General features: G+C 46.1%; 14 protein-coding genes and 1 tRNA gene. 3 read left to right on the forward strand and 12 right to left on the reverse strand.

Annotated features, from left to right (window positions below):
* The 5 genes from QT979_RS04975 to QT979_RS04995 form a co-directional block, all read right to left on the reverse strand.
* A complete protein-coding gene (locus QT979_RS04975; protein ID WP_333214316.1) occupies positions 1-1677 on the reverse strand; it encodes a CheR family methyltransferase in 1677 nt (558 codons plus the stop codon).
* A 378-nt stretch (positions 1678-2055) separates the two neighbouring features.
* Positions 2056-3822, reverse strand: a complete 1767-nt coding sequence (locus tag QT979_RS04980) for a R3H domain-containing nucleic acid-binding protein (protein WP_333214318.1) — start codon at positions 3820-3822, stop codon at positions 2056-2058.
* Between the two features lie 156 nt (positions 3823-3978).
* On the reverse strand, positions 3979-5130 hold the full coding sequence (ldpA, locus tag QT979_RS04985; RefSeq protein WP_333308458.1) for a circadian clock protein LdpA: 1152 nt from the start codon (positions 5128-5130) through the stop codon (positions 3979-3981).
* 425 nt (positions 5131-5555) lie between these two features.
* Entirely contained in the window at positions 5556-6878 is a 1323-nt protein-coding gene (locus tag QT979_RS04990) for a four-carbon acid sugar kinase family protein (RefSeq protein WP_333159895.1), read from the reverse strand.
* Between the two features lie 215 nt (positions 6879-7093).
* Positions 7094-7762 (reverse strand): hypothetical protein, encoded by a 669-nt coding sequence (locus QT979_RS04995; RefSeq protein ID WP_333308460.1) that lies wholly within the window; start codon positions 7760-7762, stop codon positions 7094-7096.
* A gap of 96 nt (positions 7763-7858) precedes the next feature.
* On the opposite strand from QT979_RS04995, the gene QT979_RS05000 reads away from it, so the two are divergent.
* Positions 7859-9031, forward strand: coding sequence for an IscS subfamily cysteine desulfurase (locus tag QT979_RS05000; RefSeq protein WP_333214320.1), 1173 nt, complete (start codon positions 7859-7861; stop codon positions 9029-9031).
* A 133-nt stretch (positions 9032-9164) separates the two neighbouring features.
* Here the strand turns inward: QT979_RS05000 and QT979_RS05005 are convergent, their stop codons facing one another.
* A complete protein-coding gene (locus tag QT979_RS05005) occupies positions 9165-10169 on the reverse strand; it encodes a glycosyltransferase family 2 protein (protein WP_333159900.1) in 1005 nt (334 codons plus the stop codon).
* 52 nt (positions 10170-10221) lie between these two features.
* Positions 10222-10929 carry a C40 family peptidase gene (locus QT979_RS05010; protein ID WP_333159902.1) on the reverse strand — a complete coding sequence of 236 codons (708 nt, stop codon included), beginning with the start codon at positions 10927-10929 and terminating at the stop codon, positions 10222-10224.
* Positions 10930-11037: 108 nt separating this feature from the next.
* On the opposite strand from QT979_RS05010, the gene QT979_RS05015 reads away from it, so the two are divergent.
* On the forward strand, positions 11038-11976 hold the full coding sequence (locus tag QT979_RS05015) for a serine hydrolase (RefSeq protein WP_333231329.1): 939 nt from the start codon (positions 11038-11040) through the stop codon (positions 11974-11976).
* A gap of 154 nt (positions 11977-12130) precedes the next feature.
* Here the strand turns inward: QT979_RS05015 and QT979_RS05020 are convergent.
* The 4 genes from QT979_RS05020 to alr all read right to left on the reverse strand — a co-directional run bounded on the left by QT979_RS05020 (position 12131) and on the right by alr (position 15801).
* A tRNA-Ser gene (locus tag QT979_RS05020) sits at positions 12131-12219 on the reverse strand.
* A 97-nt stretch (positions 12220-12316) separates the two neighbouring features.
* Entirely contained in the window at positions 12317-13456 is a 1140-nt protein-coding gene (locus QT979_RS05025) for a patatin-like phospholipase family protein (RefSeq protein ID WP_333158592.1), read from the reverse strand.
* Positions 13457-13503: 47 nt separating this feature from the next.
* Positions 13504-14352: a mechanosensitive ion channel family protein gene (locus QT979_RS05030; protein ID WP_333158594.1), complete on the reverse strand. Its 849-nt coding sequence runs from the start codon at positions 14350-14352 to the stop codon at positions 13504-13506.
* A gap of 246 nt (positions 14353-14598) precedes the next feature.
* Complete coding sequence (alr, locus tag QT979_RS05035; protein WP_333308464.1) at positions 14599-15801, reverse strand: alanine racemase; 1203 nt, start codon at positions 15799-15801, stop codon at positions 14599-14601.
* Between the two features lie 134 nt (positions 15802-15935).
* On the opposite strand from alr, the gene QT979_RS05040 reads away from it, so the two are divergent.
* Positions 15936-17516, forward strand: coding sequence for a peptidoglycan-binding protein (locus tag QT979_RS05040; RefSeq protein ID WP_333308466.1), 1581 nt, complete (start codon positions 15936-15938; stop codon positions 17514-17516).
* 95 nt (positions 17517-17611) lie between these two features.
* Here QT979_RS05040 and QT979_RS05045 read toward each other — a convergent pair whose 3' ends face one another.
* A complete protein-coding gene (locus QT979_RS05045; protein ID WP_333308468.1) occupies positions 17612-18646 on the reverse strand; it encodes an S-layer homology domain-containing protein in 1035 nt (344 codons plus the stop codon).
* Between the last annotated feature and the right edge of the window lies 1 nt (position 18647).

Raw genomic sequence — 18647 nt, forward strand, 5'->3', positions numbered from 1 at the left:
TTAGTGTACAGTTTCTTTACTGTATAATTTTAACAATTTTTTTTTAACATTCATCAGCACTTGACTAGCTGTCATTTTTCCCTGTGAATCTATGGGAGTGTTTGGCGGCAGCGCTTTCAGGATTTCACAAGATGAATGGTACATTTTAAGAGCTCTTTTTACTTGGCCTTCTTTATTGTATATATTCCCTAGCTCTATATAAGCTGAAACAAAAGATGGACACATATAAATAGTCCTCTTTAATAAATTTTTTGCTGTTTCTAATTGACCCTGTTCTTCAGCAATTTGAGCTTGTAAATAATCAGTATATACTGATCCCGGCTCTACTTTTCTAGCTCGATTACAGTATTCTATTGCCTGAGAATAATTGCCGGCATTCGCCTGAACTTGAGCGATTAAAAAATAAGCATCAAAATTATGTCCCTGCAAGTCTATTGCCTCTTGTGCCTTGTTGATAGCCTCAGCATAATCTTGATTTTTAAATAATTTTTTAGCCTCTAAAATTAGCAGTTGAGGCGTTTGATTTTGAGTATTTTCTGCTATTATTTTTTCTGTAACTGACACGGCATTGTTCGGTAAGCCGTCCTCCAGATAGGGAGATGGCAGCATATTCCCCAGCAGATTACTTATTTTTAATACGGGCGGCATCTCTATCTCTGGAAAATTGCTGTTAGTAGTAAAACTAGGTGGCATAGTTTCTCCTGTTAGCAACTCACCACTATCATCGCCCATAGTATCTGCTTTCGGGAATTCCCGAAATGCCGAGTTTGCTTCCCCTAAAGTCGCAACCCTAGACTCTATTTGACAGCGTTCATCCGGTACTGCATCCCGACGCTGATACACCACTGACTCCGGGAAAATCTTGGATTCAAACTCGTTCATAATTTGACCGTAAACTTCAGCGTGACCGGTCATTAAATATCCTCCAGGTCTCAGTGTCTTGGAAAATTTTTGCAGTACCAGTGAAATATACTTATGTTCAAAATACACAAAAACGTTTCTACACAAAATTAAGTCTATGTTATAAAGATTTTGGTAAATATTAGGAAACTCATCTTTGATTAAATTTACACAGCTAAAGTTGACACTTTCGCGCAATTCTAGATTAATTTCCCAATCATTTTGCCTCTGATGAAAATACTGCTTTTGTATCTGCGGTTCAACCAAGCGAAACGACCAATGACTGTAAACTCCCTGGGGCGCTTTTTTGATTACTTTTTCATTGATGTCTGTACCTAAAATTAATATTTTCCATTGCTCCCAATCGGGAATCAATTGTTTTAAAACAATAGCTAAAGAATAAGGTTCTTCACCGGTGGAGCAGCCCGCACTCCAGATTCGCAGTGTCGGCTGCATTCCCAATGTTTTGTGCAAGTTTCTTTTCTGGTCTATCAATTCAGGAAAAATTACTCTGTTTAACAGAGCAAACTGTCCTTTATCTCGCATAAAATAACTTTCAGTTGTTGTTAATAGCAATACTAATTTTGCCCATTCATTTTTACTTTCAAAAGTTTTGGCGGTTAAAAGTTTATAATATTGTTCTGGTTCTGCAATTTTTTTTTCTCTCATCCGACTCATGATTTTATGAGACAGATCCGCTCGATCTTGGGTTCTAATTCGCACACCCATCTCAGTAGTAATTAAGTTTATAAATAGCTGAATTATGGAATCATTCATGTCCACTGAGGTAGATTAATTTAATAATTTGGGAAGTGGCAACTTTTACTGAGTTGGTGCTGAGCATAGCTGCTAGCCTGCGGCTCGTCGGTTCGCAAAGCCGCAGGGAGCCGAAGGGAAGTGCGTAGCTGAACTATTGGGAATTGGGGAACTTGTAAGCTCGTGTAGTAGAAGTATTGGGAATTGGGAATTGGGGAACTTGGAAGTAGAAATTGGGAATTTAGCCGATCGCCTTAACAATAACAGTGTTACACCACATCATATCAGAAACTTGCCAGCTACTTAAAGGAAAAAGGCAAAAGGCAGAAGGTAGAAGCCAGGAAAAGAATATCCCTTCTGCCTTCTACCTTCTGCCTTCAAAGGCACTAATCTCCAACTTTAAGCTGGATATATCCGCAGGCGGCGATTGGGTTCTTCCCCAAAACTGTGGGACTTCAGGTGATAGTGTTCCACAAGTTCGTGCTGCATTTTGCGGACGTTGGGAGAACGAGGCAGGAGTTCCACCGGCTGTCCCTTGGGAATGACAATTTGCTCCACTGCTAAGCGGGTTTCTTCGAGAGCTTCGAGCTCGTCAGAAGAACCGCTGCGGGCGAATAAGGCGAGGTCTGCCACTTCCGGCGTGCCGGGGTCATCCATGTCCAACAGACGCCGCAAAGCTCTCGCTACGTGGGGAATAGTCCCTGCCTTAATTGTGTGCAGGGGAACTTGGCGAGTTTTGGCCAAGTGCCTCAATTTCGACTGGTTCCGAACGTTCGATCGCAAAGCCAAAACCACGTCAGCGCTCTCAATATCCTTGGTCAGCAGTATCGGCAGGTTCAGCGTCGAAATCACCTGTTCGAGCTGGTGGCGAGGTATGCCGTAAGGATAAACGTGGAGGGGCAAATCTTCGCCGTTAGGGCCGACATTCTGGGAAAAACGTCCAGGCTTAGGTACAGGCTCAACGGACAGGGATTCTTCGAGCAGTTGCTCGAAATACCGAGTCTCAGCAACCGGCGCGCTCTTAGCAGCTAAGTTCTCGCTGGGAGCGGGCATCGGCACCATTTTGCCAGCACTCCGCCACCCTGAGATCGGTGTGACGGGCCGGATTGCCGAGACAGCAGCCGGGCTGCTGGAAGCTGCCATCCCCGGAAACCGCGCGGGGGGAGTTGCCGACTCCTGCTCGATAATTACTTCTCCTGTCTCGCTGATGCTTCTGATTTGCTGGCTCGGTTCGCGTCCCCGCAGCAGAGTGTCGATCGAATCTGCAACTCGCTCGTGGATTACCCAGCGCTGCCGTTCCAGCATTTCGATGGCAATTTCAAAAGTTGGTGGTGCTTTGCGTTCCAAAACCGTCTTTTGAGAACCGCGCCGTCTTGCTTCGTCATCTCCCAGCGTCACCGCTTGGATGCCCCCAATTAAATCTGCCAGAGTCGGGTTTTTCATCAAGTTTTCGATCCGGTTCCCGTGGGCGGTACCTACCAACTGCACGCCCCTTTCGGCGATCGTCCGAGCCGCCAAAGCTTCGAGTTCCGTGCCGATTTCGTCAATCACGATCACTTGCGGCATATGGTTTTCCACTGCTTCGATCATGACTTGGTGCTGGAGTTCGGGACGGGAAACTTGCATTCTGCGAGCTCTACCGATCGCTGGGTGGGGAATATCTCCATCTCCGGCAATTTCGTTGGAGGTGTCGATGATTACCACCCGTTTTTCCAAGTCATCGGCGAGGACGCGGGCAATTTCGCGCAGGGCCGTGGTTTTGCCAACCCCAGGGCGGCCGAGCATCAAAATTGACTGACCGGTTTCCACTAAATCGCGGATAATGCCGATCGTCCCGAACACAGCGCGGCCCACCCTCAAAGTCAAGCCGATAATCTCGCCGCTGCGGTTGCGAAGGGCGCTAATTCGGTGCAGGGTTTGCTCAATACCGGCTCGATTGTCGCCGCCGAAGTGGCCGACTCGCTCGATGCAATAGTTGAGGTGTGCCTTGGAAACCGGTGTTTGAGAAAGAGGTTCGGCCAAGGATGGAAAACGAGCTTCAGGTTGGCGGCCCAAATCCATGACAATCTCAATGAGATTGTTGCGCTGCGGGTGCTGCTCTAAGGGCTGCCGGATCTCATCTGGCACGATGTCTAATAATCTGTTGAGGTCGTCTGTAATCTGCATTCGCCTCGATGTGTTCGGTGACGTTTTCAACTTTTTAGTCTGTTGTCAGTTAACAGTTGTCAGTTGCCAGTTGTTATGTGTCAGTTGCCAGTTGTTGTTGGAATTAACTACTAACCACTAACTAATGACTAATGACTACTGACTAATGACTACTGACTAAAATTCTTTGAGCGGGGAAACTAGAGAACGAGCTAAACTTACGGCCTGTGAGAGAAGTTCTGGGACGGCTTCGAGCTGAGGTAGCCGAGATGTTTGAACTCCGGCTCCTGGCCGCGCGACTGCCACCGGAACGGCATAGGCTCGATCGGTCTGCATTGTTTCTAACTGTTCTAAAATTGGCGATAGCAAAACCCTGGCATAGCTGCCGTAAGCTACACCTGCAATATATGGAACAGGGGGATCTGACGAATTTTTCCCGGCATCCTTCATCAGTCCCTCGGCTCTCAATTTGCTGACAGTGTGAGCATTAGTGCCGCCTGCAAGTTGCACGTATCCCGGCAACTGGGCAGCCAAAACTTTTTGACCGAGTTTGACCGCGGCTCTAGTAGTTCCTGTTCCGATATCTCCGCTCATTGGCCTACCGTCCGTTTGCCAAATTAGCGGACAAGGAAGGGGGGAAATTATTTGATAGAGTGTCCGCAAATAATCAATCAAACCGTCTCCATCGGGGCAACTAATTGCTATTACCTTGAGTTGAGCGACCCAGGGAGCTATGCTCGACCAAAGTCGCGCAAAATCTGCCTCTCTGCCTACTTGCGTGTGGATTTCTAGGGCGTCCGCACCGGATTGCAAGATTAAAGGTGCGATCGCGGCGGGAGCAGACACGTAAGAACGAGTATAAATTAGTTGGCTCGGACAAATCGGCAGACAGCGACCGCAGCCATAGCATTGCTGGTCTATCACCCCGGAAAAACCACTGCCAGCACTCTGAAAAACTATTGCTTCGGCTGGACATATTTTTTCGCACGGCCGCCAGCAGTCCACCGGACAATCGGCTGGGTTGAATTCGGCTTTGCGAAAATGCGGGTCTTCCCCATCATTTAAACTCACCATCAGCAACGGCAACCCTTTGCCGCCAAACCTGCGGTTTTGAGTTCTTGCCTGTAAGTCGCTGGCCACTTGTAGGCCTTCTTTCGCTGCGGCGACGGCGGCGGGATCGGCCGCGACATCGATACAGTCAGCGCCTGCTAAGGTGTAAGCCAAGGTGAGATTCCGTACAGCAGGCAGGTGTTGAAAGCTCGCCCCACAGATCAGCTTGAACCAATGGCCATCTTTTAATGAGTTTAGGGGATGATAATGTTCTGTCACCCTTATATGCTAATCCTTTGAGCTGAAAATTACTATGTGAAAATTTCTACTTAATTTTAAAAGTGAGCCTGGTACAAGCTGCAAACGCTACTGATAGCAGTAGCTCTGGTGCTGTTTGCCCTATATGTAGAGTTCGGAGGTAACTATTTTTGATAAATCTAATTTTTTTGAGAGTGCCTAACGATGACGCGATTTTTAAGTTTGGCGAGCGGCTTGACTTACAGACAGACTTTCTATCGTATCATATTTGGGAGGATTTGGCAAGGCAAAGGTAGACTAGAGATTTTTTTGAAGTTGCCGTGCAGTGGCAATGGTCATAAAGTTCGATCGAGCATTGAAACCCAGCGACGAACCGCAGATGAACATTCTACTCCCTAACTTGAAGCTACATTCATCTGCGTTAATCTGCGATTCAACGAGCTCTACTACTTGCTCAGCCGCTTGTAAACCGTAGCCAAAGCATGGCTATCCCCCACATTTCCCGGAAACAAAACCACGGGTAAATTGGGAAACAGAGGATGATCTGCATCGGTTTTCACCACCGAACAACCTGCGATTATTTGACCGATTTGCCTGACACTTTTTAGCGACAAACCTGTACTCAAAACATCATTAGAAGTAATGCCGCCCTTGCTAATCAAAAACCCGATATCGGTAGGCAGTCCCCGCACGATATCCATCAGTAAAGCAGAAACCGCTTCTCCAAATTTTAACCTAATTTCTGCATTGTCAAATTCGAGTTCCTTGCGGCTGGTATAAATTACAGGCGTTTTACCATCGGCATGAGAAGTGCGGACTTTTTCGAGAGTTTCATCGAGCATTTGGGTGCGATACTCTGATGAATCTTCTAACAAGTGAGATACATCTATTTCAATGCTAACTATATTGGGTTCTTTTAACAAGCGTTCCAATTGTTCAGTAGTTTTCTTAACGTGGGAACCAACTATTACTGCACCCGGTTTCCCGTCCCTCACGTATTTTGCCATTTCGTCGGCTGCTACTGGCTGCGGGCCGAGGTCAGCTAAGGATGTTAAAATACTCGCCCCGCTGCGGAATAAAAACTTTTTGCCTTGACTGGCAGCAGCGAGAATGTGTTTCGCAAATGTGTCTAAATCGCCTTGGCTTTCGCCGTCAACAACTGCACATTGGTTGTCTTTCATCTCCATCAGTCGATCTAAACTTCCGTAGCGGATGTCTGCAAGTAAAATGCGATCGACTGCATCAGCTTTGATGCGACCTTTGGTTTTTTCTTCTACGTAGTCTGGCAGGTAACTGTGACTGTAGCCGAAGACTGAATCTTTGGCAAATTCGGTTTGGTGTACAGGCGTTGCGACGCTGTTAACCATTAGGTAATGCACGCTGTGGCGGGTAATTCTGCCTCCTTCAAAAAAGGCGGGAATTAGAAAATGGGCGTCGAAGGGGCCAAGTTCTTCGGCGATCGCATCGGTTTCGATGGGATAGTGACCGCGCAGGGTAGAATCGGAACGGCTAACTATTAGGAAGTCTTCGATTTTTTCGCTGGCGATCGCCCTTTTTAGATTTTGGCACACTTCGCGGGTGACGGAGGCTGCTTTTTCGGGAGTTAGCGATCGAGTATTTGTCAGTATGAAGAAAATCGGGCACTTGTCCCGCAGCCCCAAACGCAGGGTGTCTTCGTCCCAACGTGTCAGCAGCAAGCAACTGTGCACGGTTTGAGAACCAGTCGGATCGTCATCGAGAACTATAATCTTGGGTTTGGCAGAAGACATACTGACCTGGTTGTTAACGTCACCTTTCCAAGATATCCTTACCTGTTACGTAACAGGAAAAAATTTACAATAATTATGATATTTTTTTAACAATTCTCCTAATTCATAATTTTAAAAATGTCTTTGAGTTCGAGTGGAACAGGCATCCTGCCTGTTGCGGTTCAGTAAGCTGCATATTGCTACTGGGTAAGAGGCGCACGCAGCCGTGGACGCTACTAACTTTTGCCATTTTTAAAATTAGCAGCGTTTCGATCTTGCAACTTTTTCATTTCTGCTTGAACTCCCACGGCTACTTGCAAAGCTTCGTTGAGCAATCGCCCCTGTTCGCTGGCTCGATCGCTAATTTGGAGGGCATTCAAATTTTTTAAGTTATTGGCAAATAATTCTGAGTTAGTAGCGACAAATTTTTTGTTTTCCCTAAGAATTCTTTCAGTTTTCAAAGCTCGAACTAAATCGTCTCTGATTAGTTGCAAAGCTTGAATAACTTTGGCTCGATCGCCGATTTTTACTGCCACATTGCCGGCATCTTCTATCCTATCGTTAATTTCGATCGCTTTGATTATACCATTATAGCGATCGACATCATCAAAAAGATTGATTAAATGTGGGTTTTGGCGGCTGCACTGAATTTTCCACGCATCCTCACAGATTAAACCGACGATCGCAGCGAAGTGAAGGGCGAACCACCACAAATAAGCTCTAGGAAATATCGCAACCAGCAGCCAACAACTGATGAGAACCAAAACAATTAAACCGACAGTTTTCAAAGCTTCGCGGGCAAACTTAGTCGCTGTCGGCGGCCGGTATACGCGCTCGGGCCCGGCGCCGGTGAGGTGCTTGAGCTCACCGAGAGTAATTTCTAATCCCTGAATGTCAGCTCGCATAAATCTTTACAAATATATGTTAATTATAAAGTTTTGTAGTAGAACAAGGGGCTCGTCTACAATAAACCTAACACTTTTTCAAACCAAAACTGCACTATGTCCGTACGTCCTATATACCTCGACAACCACGCCACAACCCCGGTAGATCCACGGGTAGTTGATGCGATGCTGCCGTATTTCACCGAACAATTCGGCAACGCAGCCAGCATCAACCACGTCTACGGCTGGGAAGCAGAAGCAGCAGTAAAACAGTCACGACAAATCATAGCAGAAGCGATAAATGCTTCCCCCGAAGAAATTGTTTTTACCAGCGGTGCAAGCGAAGCAAATAACTTAGCGATCAAAGGCATCGCCGAAGCTTATTTCAGTAAAGGAAAGCACATTATCACAGTAAAAACCGAACACAATGCAATTCTCGACCCCTGTACCTATTTGCAAAAATTGGGGTTTGACATTACTGTTTTACCGGTGAAAAGCGACGGGCTGATTGATATAGGCGATTTGATCAAAGCGATTCGGGCCGAGACAATTTTAGTTTCAGTGATGACAGCTAACAACGAAATTGGCGTCATCCAGCCGATCGCAGAAATTGCTGCAATTTGTCGCGGAAATGACATTCTTTTTCACACAGATGCGGCACAGGCGATCGGCAAAATTCCCCTCGACGTAGAGGAGATGAATATCGATCTAATGTCCTTGACAGCCCACAAAATCTACGGGCCAAAAGGGATCGGTGCTCTCTACGTGCGCCGCAACAAACCGAGAGTGCAGCTAGCGCCGCAAATGCACGGAGGAGGCCACGAAAGGGGAATGCGATCGGGAACTCTCTACCCACCGCAAATAGTTGGGTTTGCCAAAGCAGTAGAATTGGCAATTGCAGAAATGCCGTCGGAAACAGAACGAGTGGTTAATTTGCGCCAGCGTTTGTGGGAAAAATTGAGTGAATTGGGCGATGTTTTTCTCAACGGTCACGCTACGAAGAGATTGCCGGGGAATCTCAATATTAGTGTAGCCGGGGTTGACGGTCAAGCGTTGATGTTGGGTTTGCAACCGGCGGCGGCAGTTTCTTCTGGATCTGCTTGCACTTCGGCGAAAATATCTCCATCTCATGTTTTAGCAGCGATCGGGCGATCGGACAAATTAGCTTATGCTTCAATTCGGTTTGGTATTGGCCGCTTCAATACCGAAGCCGAAATAGATGCAGTCGCCGAACACGCGATCGCAACTATTACATCTCTCCGACAAGCTCAAAAAGTCAATCAATTTTAGATTTGAAATTTGAGATTTTAGATGAGAGAATTGAAGATTAGGAAATAGTTTTGAGTTTTGAGTTTTAAATTATTTAACTTACAACTCAAAACTTTCCCTCTTTTTATGGCAGAGTATAATTGGTATCGAACCCTTACTTAGAACCAAACACCTCGCGCACCCGATAAATCGGTTTTCCCTGCGACTCGTGATAAGTCCGCATCATCACTTCCGCCAGCAAACCAAAACAAAATAACTGCACGCCAGTCAACAGCAAAACTACAGCCAAAATCAGCAAAGGACGATTTCCAATAATTTGACCAAAACCCAATTTTAAGACTGTCAAATAAATTCCTAAAACCGTTCCCAAGGTCATAGAACTCAGTCCCAAAAGTCCAAAAACGTGCATCGGTCGAGTCAGGAACTTTTTCATAAAAGAAATAGTTAACAAATCCATCAACACCCGAAAAGTCCGCCAAATTCCGTACTTACTTTGACCGAAACGGCGGGCGTGGTGTCGCACAGGCATTTCTGCAATTCTCGCCCCTTCAATAAACGCCAACGCTGGCAAAAAGCGGTGCAATTCCCCGTACAGATTCAAGTCTGCTACCAACTCTGATTTATAAGCTTTCAAAGAACAGCCGTAGTCGTGCAAAGTTACGCCTGTAACGCGACCAATTAACCAGTTTGCAATTTTAGAAGGAATCAACCTGCTAATAGTATTATCCTGCCTATTTTTGCGCCAGCCGCTAACTAAATCGTAGCCTTCATTTAACTTTGCCAACAACAGCGGAATATCAGCCGGGTCATTTTGCAAATCGCCGTCAAGGGTAACAATAGCACGGCCGCGAGCGCGATCGAAACCTGCCGACATGGCAGCAGTTTGCCCGTAATTGCGGCGCAAAATTACAGCACAAAGGTCATCGCGAGTGCTGGCTAATTGCTGCAGAAGTTCAGCAGAACCGTCCTTAGAACCGTCATCTACACAAATAATTTGATAGCTGAGTCCCGATGGTTGGATAGAAGAGGCGATCGCCTCAATCAAATGAGGCAAACTTTCCACCTCATTATACACCGGCACCACCACCGAAACATCGAGAACAACCTCAGCCTCAGCTTGCTGTCTCGCCAATTTTTCCAAAAATAATGCAGCGTCCATTTTTTTATTCGATAATATCAACAGTCAACCGTCAACAGTCAACCGTCAACAACTAACTAGGTTGATAACTTTCCACAACTTTACCATATCCCCGCAATTGCTGGTAATAAGCTTGACTGACTAGATCGCCATCCTCCGACAAAACATCGATACCGATACCGTTGCGACCTTGTGCTTTTCCAGAACTGTGAATGTAGCGATTATCTCCGAGATATAATCCTACATGAGTTGCTTTTTCAGGCGTACCAAAAAATACTAAATCTCCCGGTTTTAAAGCACTGATACTAATAGGTTTAGTAAAAGCTTCCTGCTGATAAGCATCCCTCGGCAACCAGATTCCCGCAGCCACAAAAGCAGCTTGCATCAAGCCCGAACAATCATAATTCGGCCCAACTGTACCGCCCCAAAGATAATAATTGGATTGGTTCATAGCCTCGCGAGCAAAAGTAATTACAAGTGGTAATTTTTCCTTTATTTGGGTCTCAGAAACCACGAGAGGATTGTACAATGTTTCTGTCGGAGCGAGCAACTCAACATCTCGAATATCCAGCCATCCCGGATAATCATCTTCGCACAGCCGCACCATCACAGCCGTTGTATCCAAGTTTACATCGCTCTGTCTTAGGGGGGGGTCAAAGACGCGCAAATGTCGCCCCAGCGCTGCTTGAGTTGCCAATCGATCGCACTTTGGGGAATCGTAAATATTTATGTGCGATCGGGCCCGGTACTCCACAACATCAGATAATTGATAATTGGCCATTGCTAATTGCTCATTGTGTGCTGTTAATTGTTCGCATTTATTGTTCGCATTTAACGATAGATTGCCATTAGCTGCTAGCCGTTAACCGTTAACCGTCAGCCATTAACCATGACATTTTTTCACAAAGACGAACAATTAGAAAACCTCGGCAGTAGCATTATAGACTCCGCATTGTCAGAATTTACAGGATTAAGTGGCGATCGTATAGCCATTACCTGGATAGTCTACGATCCCCCAGTGCGAGTCAATACAGGCGGCGCCCTGAGTGCAGAAGAATTTTGGAAATATCAACCGCGAGGTTTTAGCGCTAGAGCTTCCGAACGAATTTATCCAGCCAGCATCGTCAAATTATTCTACCTCGTTGCCATCTGGGAATGGGCGCAAAAAGGCATGATTCAAACATCGCCAGAATTAGAACGCGCCGTCCGAGATATGATAGTTGATTCCAGCAACGACGCCACCAGTTTAGTAGTAGACGCCCTCACCGGCACCACCAGTGGCCCAGAATTATCACCAGGCCCCTTTGAAAGTTGGAAACAGCAGCGAAACATCGTCAACCGTTATTTTCAATCATTGGATTGGCCGGAACTACAAAATATTAACGTCAATCAGAAAACATGGTGTGACGGCCCCTATGGTCGCGAGCGAGCTTGTCTGGGAGAATTAATGGAAAATAGAAATATGCTGACCACAAATGCAGCGGCGCGTTTGGTGCACAGTATAATCGGCGGCGTAGCTGTTTCTGCCCAAGCATCGCAAGAAATGATGGGTTTAATGAAACGCAGTTTAGACCCCGCAGAATTAGAGGCAGATCCCGAAAATCAAGTTACAGGTTTTTTAGGCGGGGGATTGCCAGAATCAGCAAAATTGTGGTCAAAAGCGGGACTGACAAGTCAAGTGCGTCACGATGCTGCTTATATTGAAATATCCGGTTTGCGGCCGTATTTGTTGGTTGTATTTACCGAGGGGAAAGAGAATAGCAAGAATGAAGAGATTTTGCCATTTATATCGCGGCAATTTGTCGAAGCGATGAAGACATTGAATTAGATTTAGTAGTTGATTATTGCGGCTAGACTAGACTTGAACTGCAAAAATAATTGGGACGGGCTAGAAGCCCATCCCACAAAATTTTCTTTTGGGATGGGCTTCTATCCCGTCCAAAAATTTGATTAAAAGGAATTTTTTCCTAGAAGCTCTAAAACGGAGAGGGAGGGATTTGAACCCTCGAAGGATGTTAACACCCTTAACAGATTAGCAATCTGCCGCTTTCGACCACTCAGCCACCTCTCCAAGATGACAGTAACTAACTATAGCACACACATCTTATTCTTGCCAACCCCTAATTTAAAAATTCCTCAATCCCTTACTCTGTATACTTTTCGCGACATCAACCTCCAGCCTCTTCCCCAAAGCCCCTGGCCTTCAAGTGCTTTTCCCAACTAAAATTGGAACTCAAAAAGAACCTCTTAGTATACAAATACCCCAAGCGGTACAGGTGAGCCTTGCGATCGCCATCGAGATTAAAGTCCGTCGTCGTCACCCCAGCTTCAGTCACATCAATATTAATCACCCTGCCCTTATCCATTTCTCGCTGGTGATAGCGGTCTCTTGCTTTCATCATCGTTCTGAACATCGCCGCCAGCATCGACAGGGGAGTATCAATCTTAGCTTTAGTCTCAATTCCGGTATCGACTAATCGAAACCCAAAGGTAAACCAGCGCGGTGCCACAAGAGTCGCACCGACGGATTGTTTGTCATAAATCCACAGGGGGAAATTGCTCAAAATTCCGCCATCTACAATTAAGTCATCGCCGAGTTTTCCTGGTTCAAAAAAGAGCGGAATACTCATCGACAACCGAACGGCTTCAGCAACGCTAAAATGTTCAGCGCTTTTGAGTCGCAACTGCTCGTACAAAGGATCGGAATCCGTCGATTCGCGTCGGTGTAAGTCGTCGGGCAGCACCAACATTTCACCGCGAGTAAGGTTCGATACTACTACTTTTAATTCCCGGTCTTTTACGATTTGTTTGACATCGGCAAAAGTGTGCAAGTTACCTCGACCGAGCATTGCTTCCAGCCACTGCCGGAATGGCTGCGCCGAATATTCTCCCATCTGACGGCTAACTGTTAAGAAAAGCAGCGTCCAAGCAGGAGATTGCAAGTCGTCGGCGGGGTCGCCGTTTAAAATTAGAGGACTGTTTTTTTGAGTTAAAAATAGGCTGTAATCGAGCTGTCCTAAAATTTCCTCTAAATCATCAATTGACAAGTCGGTTGCCAATACTGCCGCAGTAATTGCACCGGCAGAAGTGCCGGCCAATTTTCGCCAGTTGATGCCCAAATCGCTGCAGCACCTGAGTGCTCCTAAAAACGCAACTCCGCGCACGCCACCGCCTTCAAAAACCCCGTCGGCATAGATTTGACCGTTGTCGTCGGGAGGCGGAAATTTGCTAAGAATTGTTTGTTTCTCGGTGGCAGTGATTCTGACACCGGGTTCTTGCAAAATTTGCTGGGGATACCACTTGCTCATGGGAAATACCTCGGATCAATTTTGGGTTTGAGATTTTAGAGAGATATCTATGGTTCTTGATTTTGGTCGGCATCCATTGCCTCTTTGACGTATTGTTGAACTTGCGATCGCACTTGTTCGTAGGCCACCGACGCGCACCAAGGTCGGAGAGATAAAATAGTTGTATCGGGAGTAATCTCGGCTACCAAACAAGTCGGGGGCGGATTCTCCAGCACCAGCGGGTGAGAGTGGGCAATTTCTAATAACTCAGCTACAGTTGGACGAATTGGCCGATCGCCAATATCAATCTTCAAGTCTACTCGCCTCGTTCCCATTGCCGTTGTATTTTTCAGTGTACCGTTAAACAACTGATTGTTCGGGACAATAATTTTTATGCGATCGTCTGTCACCACAGTTGTTGAAAAAATCCCGATGCTGTCCACCACTCCCTTAACATCGCCAGCTTCGATCCCATCTCCGACTTCAAAGGGTCGCAAACTAATCAACATTACCCCAGCAGCAAAGTGCGACAAAGTATTTTGCCACGCCAAACCAATGGCCAAACCCGCTGCACCCACCACCGCAACCACACTGGTAGTTTGAATTCCCAACTGACTCAAAGCGGCGACTACTCCCACTACCAAAATCGTAATTTCAGCAGCTTGAACTAAGAATTTCCGCAGCGTGGCTTCGGTGCGACTCAGTGCACGGCGAGTCACGCGCCCCGCAAAGTTGATCGCAAATCGCGTAATTAACAAAATGCCGATCGCCCACAGCAGTTGAGGTACAATTTTAAACCCCAATTCTACGAATTTTTTCGAGAATTCTTGGGCTAGTTCCAAGGCTTGTGTTCTTTCTGCATTTAGCTGAGAATAGAAGGTTTGGGCTATTGGTAAAAACTTCTGAATAACTGTCATATCAATTGGGAATTGGGAATTGGAAATTGAGAATTGGGAATTGGGCATTGGGCATTGGGCATTGGTAAACGCAGTCTCAGTCTTCTGCATAAGTCGGAGAGTCCGACAGGGGTTTTTAACCCCTGTCTCATAGCTAAAGTCTTCTCAAAGAGGACTAAAATCAATAATTTACTCGCTCAAAATCTTGAGTCGGTTTCAACCGACTTTAGCTATGAGGCAGGGGTTTAAACCCCTGCCGGACTATTGTTAATAGTGTACTGCTACGCGGGGCAATCGGTGTTTAAAACCGCAGAGAATTTCCCACGAAATAGTTCCTAAAGTCGCGGCCCAATCGTCAGCAGTAATTTGATATTCCCCATCTTTGCCCAACAGCGTCACCACTTCACCGACTTCTAAATCTGGAATGTCAGTTACATCCAGCATTAACTGATCCATCGTCACCGCGCCCACTTGCCGCACGAATTGACCCCTGACTAAAACCTGCATTTTATTAGAAAGATTGCGCGGAATACCATCTGCATAGCCGATACCAATTACGGCAATCTGTGTCTGCCGCTGAGCTATAAATTGATAGCCGTAACTGACGCCGGTTCCTGCTTCAATTGTTTTCACCTGCGTTACCCTAGCTTTTACCTGCATTGCGGGCTTCAAATTGGATCTCGACTGTAAGTGAGGTGCTGGATAAAGACCGTAGGTAGCTAAACCGACTCGCACTAAATCGTAGTGCAAATCCGGGTCAGCGAGGGCGGCAGCAGAGTTTGCCAAGTGGAGGCGAGGAGGGTTAATTCCTACTATTTTAATTTGCTCGATCGCCTGTTGAAACCGCTGGTGCTGCTCTCTCATAACTGCGGGATCTGGACTGTCGGCTGTCGCCAAGTGAGAGTAAATACTGGCTAATTTTAAATTGGGCAACCGCTTGACTAATTGCACAAATTCTGTAGCTTCCTGCCAGGGTGTACCCAAGCGAGACATTCCCGTATCCAACTTAGCGTGAACTGGCAAAGATTGGTTGATATCGGCGAGAACTTCCGAAAAAATTAGGGCTTGTTTGGCAGTACAAATAGTGGGCTGCAAGTGCCAATGGGCGATCGCCTTTACCTGTGGGGCTGTATGGGTTGCCCCCAACAGCAAAATCGGCGCTTCTATCCCAGCTTCTCGCAATTCTATTCCTTCGGGAATTGTCGCCACTCCCAGCCAACTAGCACCTGCTTGCAATGCTGTTTGACTGACTGCAACAGCACCATGCCCGTAAGCATCCGCTTTCACAACTGCCATCAGTTCTGTATCGGGAGATAAGAGTTTTTTAAGCTGTTTTACATTGTGAGTTAAAGCTGCTAAATCGATTTCTACCCAAGCCCGCTGGCAAAGTCCCCCGTTATCGTCCCACAGCAAAGTCTGGCGGGATTCTTTTGTCGTTGATTCTGCGGTTGTTTGTTCCCCACTCCACATTGTCGATCGCTCCTACTTGCTTACACCATTAAAAACTGCTTGGAGATTTTACCCTAAGTTTGATTATAATAAGATTCTCTCTTTCATCAAAGTTAACTGGTGTATCATAGCACCAAAAATACCCGGTAAAAACTATGGACGGACTGGCCTACCTACATTTAGCTGAAACTTGGGAAACGGCTGCGGGTCAAACTCGATCGACCCACTCAAAAAGGCACCTGAATTTAGCCTCTTCTGCTTTACTTTTCTTTACGATCGCTCTCACAATTTTCAACTTAGTCAATCCCGCACTCGCCATCAAAAAAGGTGATTCAGGCCCGGAAGTAGCCGAACTCCAGAAAACTCTACAAAACGCAGGCTATTTTCGCGGTAAGGCTACAGGATTTTACGGTTCTCTCACCCAGGCTGCTGTGAAAAAGTTTCAAGCAGAGAACAACCTGAAAGTTGACGGAATTGTTGGCCCTAAAACCTTGTCAGCACTGAAAGGTAAGCCGGAAGACGCCAGCATGGAAGCTGCGAAAAAAATCTCGCCCAATGTCGATAAATCTTCGCCATCTCCTACCACCACAGAAAACACAAACGAACTAGAAGATCCAACTAAAAATCAGCCCCAAAAACCTCTATTTCAAGAACCATCTTTGCCACCATTTAAAACTGAAAATTCCGAGGACAAAGAAAGTGAATTACCATCCACAAAGCTAGTAAATCCTCCAGACAACCCTCAAGGAAAAATGACATTGAAAAAAACAATTTATGGCAATATATCGCCAAAATCAATAGTTTATTCGGGAGACGGCTTGTTTTTTGCTCAAAACATGATGTACCGCCACACAATCACAGTTTACGACAGGAACTTTAAATTAGTCAAGACTATTCCTGATACAGTAAACTTGTCGAAGTTCGGCTTTTCTAAATTCAAAGGCAATTATAAAGGCTCTCCCGTAGAAGCTGCTTTTTCAACCGATGGAAAATATGCCTACGTCTCCAACTACAAAATGTACGGATCGGGGTTTAGCAATCCGGGAACCGACAGGTGTTCTCCAGCGGCAAAACACGACCAAAGTTTTCTGTACCGCATCAATACCCAAACTTTGAAAATAGAAAAGGTAATTCCTGTCGGTGCAGTTCCCAAATTCAATGCTGTTTCGCCTGACAATCGCTTCGCCCTCGCTAGCAATTGGTGCAGTTGGGATTTGAGCGTAGTTGATATCAATAAAAATATCGAAATCGAGCGAGTGAAACTGGGTGCATATCCTCGGGGTATTGTTGTCACTCCCGACTCAAAAAATGCCTATGTTGCCATCATGGGTTCTTCCAATATTGCGAAAGTCAATCTGATAGACTTTTCGGTAGAATGGCTGAGAAATATTGGCAATGCGCCGCGTCATTTGACGATCGATCCCAACGAAAAGTATTTGTATGCCACTTTAAATGGTGAAGGAAACGTGGCAAAAATTGACCTAAAAACGGGTAAAGTGGTGGACAAAGTTTCGACTGGAAAAGCACCTCGCAGCATGACTATTTCCGATCAGGGAAAACTGCTTTATGTGGTCAACTATTTCTCGAATACTGTTAGCAAAGTTAGGACGAGTGATATGAAAGTGCTGCAAACAGTGAAGGTGAATTCAAGTCCGATCGGGATTACTTACGATCCGGAAACTAATCAGGTTTGGGTAGCTTGCTATTCGGGCAGCATTATGGTGTTTCAAGATTAATTTAGGTGCTTCGTAGTGAGGGCTTCAGTCCTGACTACAAACAAGAGCGATTAAATGTTATTGGGGGCGTTGCTCTGAGCATCGCCCCTAAAATATTACTTGGACAACTTTACAGGCTTCACAACATACTCAGAAGACTTAGCAGGTACTTGACCTTTTTTGGCCATAGCTTGGTAAATCATGGCGGCTACTTCAGCGCGAGTTGCTGTTCTATTCGGCTGCAAAAGTGCGCGCTTCGGGTGGTTGACAACAATGCCAGCTTCTGTGGCTGCTGCTACTTTGTTAACTGCCCATTTCGGCACTTTTGCCCTGTCTGTATAAACTTGTAAACTTTTGGTTGTTTTTGTTGATGGTTTCAGGCTCAAACCGCTCGCTAAAGCTGCGATGACTTCGACACGGGGAATATTTTTGTCGGGACGGAACTCATTGTTTGGGTATCCTTTAAGATATCCAGTTGTGACGGTGTGGTCGATCGCCGGAGCGACAGGACTTTGGTCTTTTACGTCTTTAAAATCAATCGGTTTTCGGATCGGCTTTTTGTCGTCGGACATTCGCTGAATCAAGCGTGCTAGTTCGGCTCGCGTCATCGGTTCGTCGGGCCGAAATTTGCTGTCGGTGAAATCAGTAAAGATTTTGCGATCGACTAAAGCGACAATGAACGGACGCGCCCAATATTTGTCTGGAACATCGGAGAATCTAACGGGCCCAACTTTGGGTTTATCGGCTTTGGGTTTATCGGCTTTGGGTTGGGTAATTGCTGGATTGGGAGTCGATGGCGCAATTGGCTTGGGAGGAACAACGATTACACCCACGGGAGGATTTTCCGGTAAAATCGGCCCTAAAGGTGCAACAGGTGCGACATCCTGTTTTAACGGAACGGGGGTTGCAGCAGGCGATCGCAAATCCGAACTTGGCGATTCTGGCGTTAATATTCCCGGAGTCGCGGGCGTAACAGCAGGCTGAGAAAAAACGGCTGGAAATTGCCAATTTCTGGCATTCAATCGATCGGGATTTTTACCTGTTACCCAAAATAAAATTGCTCCCATCGTGCCGAAGGCAACCAAGATAGCAATCAATTCATCCAATCCTAGAGGATTTCTTTCCCCTGACGGGGGTTGTGAAGAAGACATA

The sequence above is a fragment of the Microcoleus sp. w2-18bC1 genome, assembly GCF_036700365.1.
Lineage (GTDB): Bacteria > Cyanobacteriota > Cyanobacteriia > Cyanobacteriales > Microcoleaceae > Microcoleus.